Origin of the sequence: Flavimobilis marinus, assembly GCF_900113055.1 — a bacterium.
Taxonomy (GTDB): domain Bacteria; phylum Actinomycetota; class Actinomycetes; order Actinomycetales; family Cellulomonadaceae; genus Flavimobilis; species Flavimobilis marinus.
The window spans coordinates 324,229-339,176 of the sequence record NZ_FONZ01000001.1 but is presented as its reverse complement, the minus strand read 5'-3'; the positions used below and the strand labels follow the sequence as shown (position 1 = coordinate 339,176).

At 73.9% G+C, this 14,948-nt stretch carries 12 protein-coding genes; 3 read left to right on the top strand and 9 right to left on the bottom strand.

Annotation, left to right across the window (positions count from 1 at the left end; translation table 11 throughout):
- The first annotated feature begins 35 nt into the window (after nucleotides 1-35).
- From BMZ30_RS01525 to BMZ30_RS01515, 3 genes are all read left to right on the top strand, one after another.
- Nucleotides 36-842, top strand: coding sequence for an NmrA family NAD(P)-binding protein (locus BMZ30_RS01525; RefSeq protein ID WP_093374423.1), 807 nt, complete (start codon nucleotides 36-38; stop codon nucleotides 840-842).
- Nucleotides 839-1,267, top strand: a complete 429-nt coding sequence (locus tag BMZ30_RS01520; RefSeq protein WP_229828330.1) for an anthrone oxygenase family protein — start codon at nucleotides 839-841, stop codon at nucleotides 1,265-1,267. Before BMZ30_RS01525 ends, BMZ30_RS01520 begins: the two co-directional genes overlap by 4 nt.
- Nucleotides 1,268-1,445: 178 nt before the next feature.
- Nucleotides 1,446-1,793, top strand: a complete 348-nt coding sequence (locus tag BMZ30_RS01515; RefSeq protein ID WP_093374421.1) for a hypothetical protein — start codon at nucleotides 1,446-1,448, stop codon at nucleotides 1,791-1,793.
- Between the two features lie 146 nt (nucleotides 1,794-1,939).
- Here BMZ30_RS01515 and map read toward each other — a convergent pair whose 3' ends face one another.
- The 9 genes from map to BMZ30_RS01470 form a co-directional block, all read right to left on the bottom strand.
- Nucleotides 1,940-2,707 carry a type I methionyl aminopeptidase gene (map, locus tag BMZ30_RS01510; protein WP_093374420.1) on the bottom strand — a complete coding sequence of 256 codons (768 nt, stop codon included), beginning with the start codon at nucleotides 2,705-2,707 and terminating at the stop codon, nucleotides 1,940-1,942.
- Nucleotides 2,708-2,741: 34 nt separating this feature from the next.
- Nucleotides 2,742-3,605 carry a zinc metalloprotease HtpX gene (htpX, locus tag BMZ30_RS01505; RefSeq protein ID WP_093374418.1) on the bottom strand — a complete coding sequence of 288 codons (864 nt, stop codon included), beginning with the start codon at nucleotides 3,603-3,605 and terminating at the stop codon, nucleotides 2,742-2,744.
- A 125-nt stretch (nucleotides 3,606-3,730) separates the two neighbouring features.
- Nucleotides 3,731-4,249 carry a hypothetical protein gene (locus BMZ30_RS01500; protein WP_093374417.1) on the bottom strand — a complete coding sequence of 173 codons (519 nt, stop codon included), beginning with the start codon at nucleotides 4,247-4,249 and terminating at the stop codon, nucleotides 3,731-3,733.
- Between the two features lie 144 nt (nucleotides 4,250-4,393).
- Nucleotides 4,394-5,764 (bottom strand): FAD-dependent oxidoreductase, encoded by a 1,371-nt coding sequence (locus tag BMZ30_RS01495; RefSeq protein ID WP_093374415.1) that lies wholly within the window; start codon nucleotides 5,762-5,764, stop codon nucleotides 4,394-4,396.
- A 94-nt stretch (nucleotides 5,765-5,858) separates the two neighbouring features.
- Nucleotides 5,859-6,434: a hypothetical protein gene (locus BMZ30_RS01490; RefSeq protein WP_143073098.1), complete on the bottom strand. Its 576-nt coding sequence runs from the start codon at nucleotides 6,432-6,434 to the stop codon at nucleotides 5,859-5,861.
- Nucleotides 6,435-6,539: 105 nt separating this feature from the next.
- Complete coding sequence (locus BMZ30_RS01485) at nucleotides 6,540-6,830, bottom strand: WXG100 family type VII secretion target (RefSeq protein WP_093374411.1); 291 nt, start codon at nucleotides 6,828-6,830, stop codon at nucleotides 6,540-6,542.
- Between the two features lie 104 nt (nucleotides 6,831-6,934).
- Nucleotides 6,935-11,257 carry a type VII secretion EssC family protein gene (locus tag BMZ30_RS01480; protein WP_229828333.1) on the bottom strand — a complete coding sequence of 1,441 codons (4,323 nt, stop codon included), beginning with the start codon at nucleotides 11,255-11,257 and terminating at the stop codon, nucleotides 6,935-6,937.
- Between the two features lie 38 nt (nucleotides 11,258-11,295).
- Entirely contained in the window at nucleotides 11,296-13,701 is a 2,406-nt protein-coding gene (locus BMZ30_RS01475) for a transglutaminase TgpA family protein (RefSeq protein ID WP_093374407.1), read from the bottom strand.
- Nucleotides 13,698-14,948, bottom strand: a complete 1,251-nt coding sequence (locus BMZ30_RS01470; RefSeq protein WP_093374405.1) for a DUF58 domain-containing protein — start codon at nucleotides 14,946-14,948, stop codon at nucleotides 13,698-13,700. The genes BMZ30_RS01475 and BMZ30_RS01470 overlap by 4 nt, the downstream gene beginning before the upstream one ends.

The following is a 14,948-nucleotide window of genomic DNA, read 5'->3' as shown; positions in this document are numbered from 1 at the left end:
TGTTTCGTCCAGTCGAACGGCGCTGGACTACAGGCATGGACATCGTCATCATCGGCGGCGCAGGCCGCACCGGCTCCCGCATCCACGACCGCCTGACCGCCCGCGGGCACACCGCCCGGCTCGCCTCCCGCCGCACCGGCTTCGACTGGGAGGACACCGACACGTGGCGCCCTGCCCTCGAGGGCGCTGAGGCCGCCTACGTCTGCTTCACGCCGGACCTCGCCTTCCCGGGGGTGCCTGAGAAGATGGCCGCGCTCGGTCGGCTCGCGCACGACGCGGGCTTGCGTCGCCTCGTCCTGCTGTCCGGCCGCGGCGAGGAGGGCGCCCGGACGAGCGAGGCGGCACTGCGCGAGGGCGGCGTCCCTACGACGGTGCTGCGCTGCTCGTGGTTCCAGCAGAACTTCTCCGAGCACTTCCTCGCCGGGCCGGTCCGGCGAGGCCGCCTCCGGCTCCCCGCGCCGGACATCCCCGAGGCTTTCGTCGACCTCGAGGACGTCGCCGACGCCGCCGTCGTCGCCCTCACCCGGCCCGAGCCGGAGGACGTGACCTACGAGCTGTCGGGCCCCGAGCTCCTGACCTTCACCCAGGCCGCCGCGGTGCTGACCGGCGCGACCGGACGACCCGTGGCGTTCGAGCCGGTCGACGTGCCGACGTTCATCGCGGACGTGGCGCTCGACGGCGTCCCCGCCGAGGAGGCCGAGCCGCTCGCCCACCTGTTCACCGAGATCCTCGACGGACGCAACGCAACCCTGGCCGGCGGCGTCGCGCAGCTGCTCGGACGCGAACCCTCGCCGTTGTCGACGTACGCGAGCCGTGCGGCGCGCGCGGGGGCCTGGTCGTGATCGTCGCCGCGACGATCGTCGGGACCGGGCTGGTCGGCGGCGTCTACGCGGCGTTCTCGATCATGGTGATCCCCGCGCTGCGACGACTGCCCGACGCCGAGGCTGCGGCCGCGATGATCGCGATCAACCGGGCCGCAGAGCGGGGACCCTTCCTGGTGCTGTTCGGGGGCACGGCGATCGCCGCGGCGACCCTCGGAGCGACCGCCGTCGGACGCCCGGTCACGAGCGACCTCGCCGTCGCCGGCGCTTCGCTCGCCAGCACGGCGATCACGGTCGCCGTGAACGTGCCGATGAACCGCCGGCTGGATGTGGACGGCGCGAGGTTCTGGCCCACGTACGCGCGGCGCTGGACGCGGTGGAACACGGCCCGGGCGCTCGCGGCGACGGCGAGCGTCGCCGTGGCGAGCGTGGCGACCCGCGGGTGAGGCAACCCACCATTGCACGGTCGACGACCTCGCGGCGAACGCCTGGATCCGCGCGTCGACGCGCGGACGGCCCTGGGGCGCCGCGACTCGGGACGCAGCCCTCGACCTCCTGTCCACGGGGTCAACCGATCGCCTGGGCAGCACCGCGCGCGTTCGTCTCCGCGCGCGCCTCGCGGGGATGACGGCCGCCGACATCGCCCACGCCGCCGGCGGCCTCGGCACCTGGGCGCGCTACCGCGGGCACGCGGACGATGCCCTGCCGCGGGTGGGCCCGTCCGCGGTGGTGGCCCGCTCGCTCGGTCTCGTCGACGGCGAGTCCTGGATGACCTACGTCCAGGTGGGCTCGCTCGACACCTTCGAGCTCCAGCACGACGTGACGCTCGACGCCGACGGCAACCTTGGCGTCCTCCAGCGCGGGGGGCCGGTCGACGGACGCGTGGCTCGGCTCCTGGTCGACACCTACCTCCTGGGCTCGCCGCGCGAGTCCGTCGCGGCCGCCGCCGAGCTCGAGCGGCGGGCACGATGAGTACCGAGGCCCTCGCCCGGTTGGACGAGATCGCCACGCGGCTCCCTGCTCGGGCTCCGCCCGGACTGGGACGTGCCGGGGTTCGTCCTCGCGCGCCGCGCACGCCCCGAGCGGGGCTGAACCGCGGCTGAGCCGCGAGGGTCGACTCAGACCGCCGAGAGGATCCGCGGGCCGTCGGCCGTGATCGCGACCGTGTGCTCGACGTGGGCGGAGCGCGACCCGTCGCGCGTGTAGAGCGTCCAACCGTCGTCGCCGTGGCGGTAGCGACCGGAGCCGCCCAGGATGAACATGGGCTCGAGCGCGAGCACGAGGCCCGCCTTGAGCTCCATGCCGCGACGTGGACGCCCGTCGTTGGGCACGAACGGCTCGCCGTGCATCACGCGGCCGATGCCGTGCCCGCCGTGGTCCTCGAGGTTGCCCAGGCGCGCCTTGTTGGCGACCCGGCCGATCGCGTTCGAGATGTCCCCGAGGCGCCCACCCACCTGGGCGGCGGCGATCCCGGCCTCGAGGGCCGCCGTCGTCGTCGCGATGAGGTCGAGGTCTTCCTGGCGGGGGGTGCCGACGACGAAGGAGATCGCGCTGTCCGAGGCCCAGCCGTCCAGGACGGCGCCGCAGTCGATCGAGACGAGGTCGCCGTCGGCGATCGTCTGGTCGGTGGGGATGCCGTGCACGACGGCGTCGTTCACGCTCGCGCAGATCACGCCCGGGAAGGGCACCGGCGCCCAGTCGGGGTGGTAGTCGAGGAACGGCGACGTCGCGCCCGCGCCGAAGATGACGTCGCGGGCGACCTGGTCGAGCTCGCGCAGCGACGTGCCCACCTGCGCCGCCTCCTTCACGGCGGCCAGAGCTCGGGCGACCACGCGCCCCGACTCTCGCATGGCGTCGATCTCTTCCGGGGTGCGCAGCTCGATCATGCGTCCATCCTAGGTGCGCACCCCGGCCCAGCCGTCAGTACGGCAGGGCCATGCGCTGCAGCCGCTCGATGCGGTCCTGCATCGGCGGGTGCGTCGCGAACATGGCGGCCATGCCCCCGCCCTTGAACGGGTCGGCGATCATGAGGTGCGAGACGTTCTCGAGCTCCTGGGTCTGGGGCAGCGGGGCCGCCTTGGTGCCCGCGCCCAGCTTGGCGAGCGCGGAGGCCAGCGCCAACGGGTCACCCGTGAGCCGGGCGCCGTCCTCGTCGGCGTCGTACTCGCGGGTCCGCGAGATCGACAGCTGGATCAGGCTCGCCGCGACGGGCGCGAGGATCGCGAGCGCGAGGCCGGCCAGCGGGTTGGCGTTACGCCGGTCTCCCCCGCCGAAGAACAGCAGGAACTGGCCGAGCGACGTCACGAGCCCGGCGATCGCCGCCGCGACGGACGACGTGAGGATGTCCCGGTTGTACACGTGCATGAGCTCATGCCCGAGCACGCCGCGCAGCTCCCGCTCGTCGAGCAGGGTCAGGATCCCCTCGGTGCAGCACACGGCCGCGTTGCGCGGGTTCCGGCCCGTGGCGAACGCGTTGGGCGCCGCGGTCGGCGAGACGTACAGGCGGGGCATCGGCTGCTTGGCGGTGGTCGACAGCTCGCGAACGATCCGGTACATCGCGGGCTGCTCGATCTCGCTGACCGGGTAGGCCCGCATCGAGCGGATCGCGATCTTGTCCGAGTTCCAGTAGCTGACGAACGTGGAGACCACGCCGAGCCCTGCGAACAGCACGAGCATGCCGGAGCTGCCGCGGAAGAACAGGGCCCAGATCCCGAGCAGGACGGCCCACAGCGCACCGAACAGGAACGCTGTCTTGATGCCGTTGTGGTGGTGACGACGACCCATGGTGAGGTGCTGCTCCTTCAGGACGACCGTGGGGCCTGGTGCGCCCGCTCGGCCGGCGTCCGTACCCGTTTCAACGTCCGACCGTAGGGGGCCGTTCCCGCACGCGGGGTTCTCTCAGCAAAGTCTCAGGGCCATGCGAGGTTCGCCACGAGGCCCAGCACCGCGATCTCGAATTCCTCGGCTGCTGTCGCCGCGAAGGTGTCGAACTCGCACACGAGCGCCCGGTCGCGGTCCTGCGGAATCACGACGCGACAGGAGACCACCACCGGCCCGCCGTTCTCGTCGGCCGAGGTCAGCGACTCGACGACCCCCTCACCCAGGGGGCCGACGTGGCCTACGTCGGACAGCAGGTAGGTGCCGTGGGCCAGGACGCGAGCTCCCTCCAGCTCGGGGCACCCGGCCCACGCGTCGCGGAGCTCAGCGGCCTCGACGCCCGGGTCGAGAACGCCGGAGAGCAGCCGCGCGGTGCCCTGGGGAACGAGCCCGCCCGGGGCCCAGAGGCCGAGGGCGAGCGGCGGATCACCGTCGAGCCGGCACGACGCCGCCCAGGCCTCGGCGGCGTCGCGCAGCACCGGCGGGACCTCGGTCCGTTCGTCACCCGGCGACCACAGGTGCCACCCCGCGCCCGACGGACCGGTGAGCACCGGGCGCCTCACGCGCCCGGGCCCGGCCGGTCTGGCGCGACGTACTTCTGTTCAGGCATGGCTCCCCCACGAGCGCCGCAGCGCCGCGAACCGGCGCACGCCGAGGAAGTTATCAGCGTCCGCGGCCGCGCGCAGGTCGGAGCGTCAGCCGTGCGCAGGCACGCCCCGGGCGACCGAGATCATCTCCTCGCGGGGGACGACCTTGATGCGCTCGCGGCCGTGCGGCTCGCCGAGCGCCCGCTCGTAGGCGTCGAGCAGCTGCCAGCCCGCCCACGGGATGTAGCCGACGCCCTTGGACTCGAGGAACGCGGTGATGTCGTCCGGCGAGCCGTGCTCCGCGCGCGGCAGCGCCTCGAGGTCCTCGACCAGGTGACGGATCGTCTCCGAGGCGTCGGACTTCGTGTGCCCGATCAGCCCGACCGGCCCGCGCTTGATCCAGCCCGTGGCGTAGATGCCGGGGATCTGGTCCCCAGCCTCGTCGATCACCCGACCCTCGCGGTTCGGGATCACGCCCTTGAGCGCGTCGAACGGGATCTCGGGGAGCGCGGAGCCGAAGTACCCCACGGCGCGGTAGACAGCCTGCACCGGCCAGTCGTGGAACTCGCCCGTCCCGGACACCGTGCCGTCACCGTTGAGCTTGGTGCGCTCGGTGCGCAGCGCCTCGACCTTGCCGTCGCCGAGGATCTCCGACGGCGCGTGCAGGAAGTGCAGGTGCAGGCGGCGCGAGGCGGAGAAGGTGCTGGGGTCGACCAGCGCCCAGTCGGTGAGGGTCTTGACGACCTGCTTGGTCTGGTTGGAGGACTCGATCGCGGCCATGGAGCCGTCGTCGAACTCGAAGTCCTCGGGGTAGACGATGACGTCGACGTCGGGGACGTGCCCGAGCTCGCGGAGCTCGAGCGGCGAGAACTTGGCCTGCGCGGGCCCACGGCGCGCGAACACGTGCACGTCCGTGACCGGCGACTCCTTGAGGATCTTGTAGACGTTGTCCGGGATCTCCGTAGGGAGCAGGTCGTCAGCGTGCTTGGACAGGATGCGGGCGACGTCGAGGGCGACGTTGCCCGCGCCGATCACCGCGACCTGCGCGGCCTCGAGCGGCCACGTGCGGGGGACGTCGGGGTGCCCGTCGTACCAGGAGACGAAGTCGGCCGCGCCGTAGGAGCCGTCGAGCTCGGCGCCCGGGATGGGCAGCGGTGCGTCCTCGATGCAGCCGGTCGAGAAGATCACGGCGTCGTAGTGCTCGCGCATCTCGGCGAGGGTGACGTCGGTGCCGAACTCCACGTTGGCGAGCAGGCGGATGTCACCGCGGTCGAGCACCTTGTGCAGCGCCTGGATGATCATCTTGATGCGCGGGTGGTCCGGCGCGACGCCGTAGCGCACGAGCCCGAACGGAGCCGGGAGGCGTTCGATGAGGTCGATGCTGACGTCGATCCCCGCCTTGGACAGGATGTCCGACGCGTAGATCCCAGCGGGCCCTGCTCCGACGATCGCAACCCGCAGGGGGCGGTTCGTGCTCACGACAATGGTGCCTTCCAGCTCGAGGATTCTCGCCGGTAAGTGTACGCAGCGTGAGACACCGAGGCCCCGGCGCGGTCTCAGGCCCTGAGACCGGTCACCCCACCCGGACGGGGCCCCCGAGGTCCTGGAGCGCTCGCTGCAGCCCCGCCGCGTCCGAGCCGCCCATGTTCCGCAACGGTCGGTAGGCGGGGACGAACAGCAGGCCGCCGGCGGCCGCGCGGACCCCGAGGACGTCGACGCCCCGGGCGCCGTAGACCGACGTGAACAGGTCGATCTCCTCGATGTCCGCGCGAGCCACCGACCACCGTGGTTCGGGCTCACGGCCGGACCACACCTCGATCCGGTCCGCTCGCACGGCGATCGCGATGGGGTTGCCGCCCTGGCTCATCCAGCCCTGCACGGACGCTCCGACGCTGTGGCCGAGCTCGACCATCTCCCCCGTCGTGTAGGCGGGGATCACGACGGCGTCCGGGCGCCGCGCGCGGGCGTTGTCGACCGCCCGGCACAGGCGCCGGTGCAGCACGAAGGCGATGAGCATGCCCAACGCGATCACCACCGCGACCGCCATGAGCATCGTGCCCACCGTCGTGCCCCGACGCGACAGAGCGAGCCCCGCCGCAACGCAGAAGAGCCCTGCCCCCAGGAGGGAGGGCCTGTTCCACTTCCCCATGCTCGGCACGCTAGCAGTGCCGAGGTGCCGACCGCTGCCCCTTTCTAGGCGGAGTTTCGCCCCGGCGGGGCCCGACCGCTCCGGGCTCCGGTGCGCACCCGACCGTCACAGGCCTCCCGCGAGCGCGGCGTCGGTCTCCTGCAGCGTCTGGGCAGCCTTGCGCAGGTAGCCCCCGAGGTCGGTGAGGTTGCTGATCAGCTGGGTGGAGTTCGTCGTGAACTCCCCGTACGTCTCACCGAACGCCACCGACGCCTGGTCGGTGACGAACCCGGAGCCGATCAGCGTGCCGATGTAGCCCTTGAGCTCGGTCAGCTTTGCGGTGATGTCGCCCTGCCCGGCCACCAGCCGGTCAGCGGCCGAGCGCATCTCGTCGTAAGAAACGTTCACGTTCGCCATGTGGATCCCCCATCTCGTGGTGGCCCGCGGGCCGGAGCGGCCGGCGGGCTTGTCACGCTTCACGCTAGCCAGACGATCGGCCCACGAGCCGTTGTCCACAGGGATCAGACGAGCCCGGAGCGCTCCGGGGCGACGAGCGGCAGCTGGACCCGCCGGAGCCGGCCCGACTCGACGACCTCGCACCGGCCCACCGGGAAGTCCGCGCGGGCCATGCGCGGGAACGGGGTCCGGAAGATCGTCTCGCCGTCCACCTGGTCGGGCTGGAGCACGAGGCCGCGGCGCGCGTTGCGCACCTCGGCGACCAGGGGCCACGACGAGCCCCAGCTCGTGGTCTCGCCCTCGGCGATCACGACGTGGTCGTTGCGCCGTGCCGCCTTCACCGCCTCGGTGAGCGGCTGCTCGGCCGCACCGCCGAGGAACTCGGCGAGCCCTTCGACGACCAGCACGACCTCGGCGGTGGGCCCGGAGGCCTGGGACAGCACCGGCACCAGCTCGTGCGCCAGGGCCGCGGCCTCCTCGGCCGACGTGGCGACGTCGTCCCACACGTCCAGGGCCCGCACGGTCGACCGGGCTGGCCCGACGAAGCACATCCGCACCTCAGGCGACCACCGCCGCAGCGCGAGCACGATCGCGGCCAGCGCGTTGGTGCGACCCGACCCCGGCATCCCGGCCACGAGGAACACCCCGCGGGGCTCGAACCCCACCGGTGCCAACGTCTCGTCGGCGACGCCGAGCACCGGCTTGCCGTCCACCTCGTCCGGGAGCGACGCGAACGGCACGACGGTCGGGAGGCGCGCGACCCCAGGAGCCTCGGGCGTGCCACCGGCCCGCAGCCGTTCCGCGAGCGCCACGAGCGCGTCCGCCTGGTCGCTGGGCCTGGTGTGCCCGCCGACCACCGCGACCTGGATCTCGTCGCGCTGTCCGCTGAGCACCGCGCGTCCGGGCACCGCGTCCGGCCCCAGGACGTCCTTGGGGACGTCGAGCGTGGCGTACGCGACATCGTCGGCCTGACGGAGCACGAGCCTGCGCTGCAGCGACGCCCCCAGGGCGGTGCTGATCGCCCCCGGGCGCTCGGCGGCCACGACGACGTGCAGGCCCAGCGGGCGGCCCTCCGCGAGCAGCCGCGCCAGGCCCGCGAGCACGGGCATCTTCGCCGCCGCCGCCTCGTAGGCCTCGCGCAGCGCCCCGAGCCCGTCGACCAGCAGGAACACCCGTGGCTCGGCGACGTCGCCGGTGAGCTCCCGGTACTCCGCGAGAGTCCCCGCCCGGGCCGCCGAGTAGCGGCCGGCACGGTCCTCGAGCAGCGCCACCAACCGCCGCACGAGGCGTGCGACGCGCTCGTCGTCCGCTCCGTCGATCACCGCGCCGACGTGGGGCAGACCAGCCAGCATGGACAGCCCACCGGACCCGAAGTCGACGCCGTAGACGTGCGACGGCTCCGGTGCGAGGCCGGCGGCGACCGCGACGCCCCGCAGCAGCGTCGACTTGCCCGCGCCGCTCGCCCCGACGACCGCGAGGTTGCCGTCGACGTCCGGGCGGAAGGCGACGGCCCGCTGCTCCTGCCTCGCGGGGTCGTCCACCATGCCCAGGACGAGCTCTCCCGGTGCGACGGCGGCGAGGGCGAGCAAGTCGTAGGTCGGGGCGAGCTCCGGCAGCCAGGGCCGCCGCGGGACGGGGACGCCCGCAGCCTCAGCCGCTGCCGCGATCGTCCGCACGGTCCGCGCGATGTCGGTGGGGCCCTCCTGGGGCGGCTCGGGCTCGATCGCCTCCGGGACGTCCCAGACGTGGCCCGGCCCGAACATCAGGGTCTCGATCTCGACCCGAGGACGCGCCAGCGCCTGGCTCGACCGGCCGCCCGCATAGCCCGCCTGGAACATCGCGAGCCGTCCCGGACCGGTGCGCAGCGCCGCACGCCCGGGGACGCCCGGGTCGAAGCCGCTCGCGAGCGGGTCGCCGAGCACGTCCGTCGAGTCGGCCTCGTCGGCCATGCGGAGCGCGACGCGCAGGTTCGTGTTCGCGCGCAGGTTGTCCTTAATGACGCCCGCCGGGCGCTGGGTCGCCAGGATCAGGTGCAGCCCGAGCGACCGACCACGCTGAGCGACGTCCACGACACCGTCGACGAACTCCGGGACCTCGTTCACCAGGGCGGCGAACTCGTCCACGACGATCACGAGCGCGGGCGGCGCCTCGTGGTCGCCCCGGCGCTCGAGCGCCAGGAGGTCCTTGGCCTTCTTGCGGTTGAGCAGGCGCTCGCGATGGTGAAGCTCGGCGCGCAGCGACGTGAGCGCGCGGCGCACGAGGTGCGGCGAGAGGTCGGTGACGAGTCCCACGGTGTGCGGGAGCTCGACGCAGTCGGCGAACGCGGCGCCGCCCTTGTAGTCGACGAGCAGGAACGTCACACGGTCGGGTGAGTGCGCGGCTGCCATGCCGAGGACCCAGGTCTGCAGGAGCTCGCTCTTGCCCGCGCCGGTGGTGCCGCCCACGAGTGCGTGCGGACCCTGGGCGCGCAGGTCGAGGGAGAGCTCCTGCTCGGCACCCTGGCCGACGACGGCGCGGAGCGACGCGTCGGAGGACCGCCGCACGGGGGGAAGCGTCCGGTCGATCAGCGAGCCGTTCTCGCGCCAGCGCTCGAGCACCGCGGACGGGTCGGTGGCGATCTCCGGTCCGACGAGGCTCAGGTACGGCACGGAGCGCGGCAGGTCTGACTCGTCGAGGGCGGGCGCACCCGCGTCCGTCACGGGAGCGAGCCGACGGGCGAGGGCCAGGGCGGCGTCCGCGTCGAGGCGTTCGCACGCGAGCGGGGAGACGACGACGCCGTTGGGCACGAAGCCGGCCGAGGCCCCGCCGGCCGCGTGCGTGGTCACGAACGTCCGGCAGACGGCGGGCAGCCGCTCGGGCGCTGACGCGCACCAGACCACGTGCACCCCCACGGCCGGCCCTCGCTCTGCGATCCCGACCAGCCGGCCGCGCTCCACGGGCGCGTCGTCCTCGACGAGGAGGACGACGACAGGCAGGTGCGCACCGCGTGCGCCAACCGCTTCGCGCCGCTCGAGCAGCCCTTCGACGCGCGCCGCCAGGCTCGATCCTGCAGCCGGGCTCGACGCGAGGTGCGGTCCGGGAAGGGGCGAGTGCGCCGAACCGACGTGGGGCAGCCAGCGCAGCCAGGCCCACCCCGCGGCGCTCGTCGACGACGCGACGGCCGCGAGCACGACCTCGGCCGGGGAGTGCAGGGTGATGAGCTGGACGACGAGCGCCCGGGCGGTCTCGTCGGCGCGGGGCCCGGCCACGCCGAGCGCACCACAGACGCGCAGGTCGGCGACGACGGGGACGTCCGCGACGTCCCGAGCCTCGTCCGCGAGCGCGACGAGCTGGTCCCAGTGCGCGGCGAGCGCCTTGCCCCGGTGCGGCAGGCGGATCGTGCTGCGTGAGCGCGCGGTGCCGCGACCGAGGTTGAGGCGCAGGAACGCGTCGTGCTCAGGTCTGCAGCTCCAGAGCAACGGGCCGAGGGTCAGCCCGGCAGCCATCAGGGTCTGGGTGTCGGGAACCTCGCGCCGCCGCGCGGCCTGCTCCTCGGCGGCGTCCTGGACGACCTGCTCGCGGAGCCGGTCGAGGGCGGCGCGGTACTCGGTCGTCTCCCGGGCCACACGCCGCTTCTCGCCCGAGCGCGAGTCCACGTACGAGCCGAGCAGCAGGAGCGGGCTGAGTGCGACGAAGAGCAGGGACATGGGGTTGCGCGTGAACCCGAACAGCGCCGCGCCGAGCACGGCTGGCGCGATCATGGCCAGGACGGGCAACCGGGACGGCCTGGCCGGGTCCGGGGGTGCCGGCGCCTCGCGCTCCCGTCCGGCCCACACCGGGGCCACGAGCGGCGACCGGTTGAACTCGAGCGGCACGACGGGGCCGTGGCCGGCGGCAAGCTCGACCTGCAGGGTGGTGTCTCCCAGCCGGACGACGTCCGCGGGGCCCACGACGGCACGCTGCACGTGTCCGTCGCCGACCAGGGTCCCGTTGGCCGAGCCGCGGTCGACGATCTCGGCGACGTCCGAGACGAGGAGGCGGGCGTGCCGCTTCGACACGAGGGGGTCCGTGAGGACGAGGTCGTTGTCCGGGGAGCGGCCGATCGTCGTCGCGCCGTACGGGACGGCGAACGTGCGGCCGGCGTCCGGTCCACCGTGGATCCGCACCGTCGCGGTGGCCGGCACCTGGGTGTCGGGCGCCACGAGAGCGACCTGCGCGCCCGAGTGGATGCCGGCGTCGTGCAGGCCCGCGTCCCGGTCGAGGACGCGCGGTGCGCGCCCGTCCGAGGTCAGCACGCACAGGGTGGGCGTCGTCGTGCTCGCTGGCACCAGCGCGGGGTCGGCCCGCGCGAGAGTGTCGACGAGATCCGCCACGGTTCCGGTCGCGTCCGCGGTGACGGTCAGGTCCACGACCTGACCGTCCGTCCGCTGGAGAGAGACGCGAACCTTCACCGGCGCCCGCCCCTGCGCCGGCCCTTGCGTCCGCCCTTGCGCTCGGCGCGTCGCTCGCGCAACGAGGCGACGGACAGGCGCCCGCGCAGCCGTGCCCAGCGGGAACCTCCGTGCCGGATCGCTCCGACGGCCACGTCGACCTCGGTCCAGAGCGCCTCCACGTCGGCTTCGTCTGGCAGGCCGGGTGCGAACACCGCGGCGTCCGCCCGGTCGGCGATCGCCAGCGCGGGCGCCGCGGGATACGCCGCGGCCAGCGCGCGGGCGTTCTCCCGGCGCGTGGCCAGGGGCGAGAGCTCGTGCTCGTGGTCGCGTGCGACGTCGACGACCTCGTCCCACGCTCCCGTCGCGCGGGCGAGCGGCGACGGTGCCGCGCGACGACGACGACGCCGCCGGGCCTTCGCCGCGAGGATCAGCAGCGGCGGGAGCACGAGGAGCAGGATCGGGATCGCGACCGCCGCGGTGAGCAGCACGACGCGCAGGTAGTCGACGCCGGTCTCGGGGTCCTCCTCGTCTGCGTCGACGTCCGGGTCCTCGGTGTCGGCGTCCGGCGGCTCGACCGGGTCCTCCGGCGCGGGCGGCGGCTGCACGACCTGCGGCTGCGGCTGGGACTCCTCCTCGGTCATCTCCTCGCTGGGCGTCTTCGTCTCGGGCGGCGTCGGGAAGTACGGCACCCAGCCGTAGCCGACGTACGCGACCTCCACCCATGCCTGGATGTCGTCGCCCCGGAAGACGCGCCCACCGTCGCCCGTGGTGGGCGTGTCCTCGCCGGCGACGAACCCGAGCACCACGCGGGACGGCAGGCCCAGGTGGCGTGCCATGAGCGCCATCGCCGAGGCGTACTGCTCGCTGTCCCCGACCATCGGCGTCGCGGTGAGCAGCTCGTTAATGCGCCAGGCACCGTGGCCGGACAGGGACGGGTAGTCGTTGGACTCGGCGATGCCGTGGCTGAACCAGCCGGTCTGGGCGAGCGTGGCCTCGAGGGCCCGGGCGACGAGGGCGGGCGTCGTGGCGCTGCTCGCGATGTCCGCGGCCTTGGTGCCCACCGCGTCCGGGACCCGCAGGGGGTCGGGGAGGTCGATCCGCCCCACCTGCGCGCTGCCGAGCGCGGCGTCGTCGGGGACCGGGGGGACCACGGCGTCGAGGACGTACCGGTCGCCCGCGCTCAGCCCCTCGGGCAGAACGGCGGCGCCCGTGGCGTCGTTGAAGCGGAACGCCGCTTCCTGGGCCCGGCTCTCGCGGCCGGCGAAGTCGACCCCGGTGGCCTGCCCGACGGTCGGCAGCCAGATGCCGTCGAGGCCCTGGATCTCGATCTCGATCTCCGCACGGGTGCCGCTCACGGTCGTGGGGATGCGCTCGCCGACGCGGCGGAACGCACCCGACCCTTCGGCCGTGCCGCTGTCCGCGACGTTCCACACCACGCCGTCGAAGGCGTCCATCGTGGCGAGCCGCACCGGGGTGTTCTCCGGCAGCCCGTGCACCGTGAACAGCTCGGTGTCTTTCTCGTCCTTGATGAACTTGCGGAAGGCGGCCAGCGGGCTGGGCTGGTCGCGCGGGTCGAACGGCGGCACGATGTCGTGGCGCAGCACCGTGCGGGGCTCGTCGCCGCCGAGCACGGGCGCCGCGAACACCCCGCTGGACGCCGCGACCGCCGCCATGAGGGCGAGCGTGACGACGCGGCGGGGGTGCCAGGTGCGCCAGCGCCAGGCCAGCCACGGCAGCAGGAGCACGGCCATGGCGACGCCGACGACGGTGGCGAGGGGTGCCTCGACCGTGCCGAGGAGGATGGCCGCGACGAGCAGGACCGCCGGCACGGCGGCGGCGGCGAACGTCCGCAGCTGGATCCGGCGCCCGGGTCCGTTGCCGGCGCCGGACTGGGCGTGCCAGGCGCGCGCCCCGGCGGCGGCCTCGCGGTCGGTGCCGAGCATCCCGGCGGCGACGGTGCCGCCGAGGGCCATGACGAACGGGACGACCAGCAGGTTGTCGACCGCTCCGAGCGGAGGCTCGAGGGTGAGCATCTCCTTCCACGCGGTGACGACGCCCTGCAGCAGTGCGACGAGCGCGTCGACGCTCGGCAGCACGCGTGCGGCGGCGAGGTCGGGCACCGCGACGGCGGGCCCGACGAGCAGGTAGACGGCGATCGTCAGGGCGGTGGCGACCAGGGGCGACCACGACCACGCGCGCGTGACGAGCACGACGGCGGCGCCCAGGAGCGCTCCAGCGACGAGCGGGACGGCGGCGACAGGCCCGTAGGCGGGGACGACGGCGACCACGGCGAGCGCGACGGCGAGGGTGAGCACGCCGACGTCGAACAACCGCCGGCGCAGCGCTCCGCCGGAGCGCTGGTTGGACGTGACGGTGCGGATGCGGCGGCGTCCGCCGCCTGAGGTGTGCTCGTCGATCATCCGGTCACCAGCCGGCTCACGAGGCGCGGCAGGTCCTGCCCGCGGCCGATCGTCGCGGTCGAGAGCATGCCCGAGGTCTGCAGGCCCAGCTCGGCTCCGGGCGAGCAGGCCAGGAAGATCGTGCGCACGCCCGCGGGGATGTGGATCGCGGACGCCCGCAGGTCCTGGGGTCCGGCGGCACCCCCGGTGACGATGAGCGCCATCGACGCGTGCGGAACCTGACGAGCGACGTGCTGCGCAAGCGTCTGGCCGTCGCCGGTGCCGGGCGCGGCGATCTCGAGGCCCGCGCAGTCGTCGAGCAGGCGCGGAGGCGTCTGGGAGCGCAGCACGCGCGGGCCGCACATGGCGGTGACCTCGAGGCCGTCGCGGATCACCTGGACGCCGAGGGAGGCGTAGATGCTGACCGCGAACTCGAACTCGTCCTCGTCGCGGTAGTCCTCCGCGCGGTCGGCGAGGGCGAGGGCGGTGTGCGTGCGGCGGGTGTCCTCGAACTGGCGGACCATGAGCTGGCCGATGCGCGCCGAGGTGCGCCAGTGGATGTTGCGGCGGTCGTCGCCGGGCACGTACTCGCGCAGGGCGTGGAACGACATGTCGTTCTCCGACAGCACGCGGGTGGCCTCGCCCTCGAGGTCCCGCATGACGCCGGTGCGCGCTGACGCGAGGGAGACCGTGAGGGGGTGGATGTAGAGCTGTTCGGGGTTCGTCCAGCGCACCTGGCGGCGCACCAGCCCGAGGGCGTCGCCCCGCACGGACAGGACGGGACCGACGGTGACGATCGCGCGGCGGGCCGTGGGCACGGCGAAGACTTCCTCGTGCACGGCCCCGGCGGCCATGGACGGGAGGTCGAAGTTGGCGGAGCCGGCGCCGACCGGCAGCTCGATCTGCGCCGGCAGGAGCCGGCCGCGCCCGACGTTGGTCACAGCGATCCGGCCGAGCGCCCGCTGGCCGACGACGACGCGGTGGTCGGCGAGGTCGAGGTCGACCGCGTAGGTGGACCGGCCGAACGTCAGGAGCACGGCGAAGACGAGCACGCCGGCGAGAGCGCAGCCCAGCACCACGAGCTCGTCCCAGCCGTAGCGGCGCCCCGCCAGGAGGGCGCCGACCATCGTGGCGACGGTCAGCCAGCCGAGCGGGGACACGTGGGCGGCAGCGCGCCGCAGGGGCAGCAGCGCACGCCACAGCCCACCCGCGAACCCGCGCGCGCTCGCCACCGCGGCCGCGCCTGCGGCCTTCGCCCCCGTGCTCAT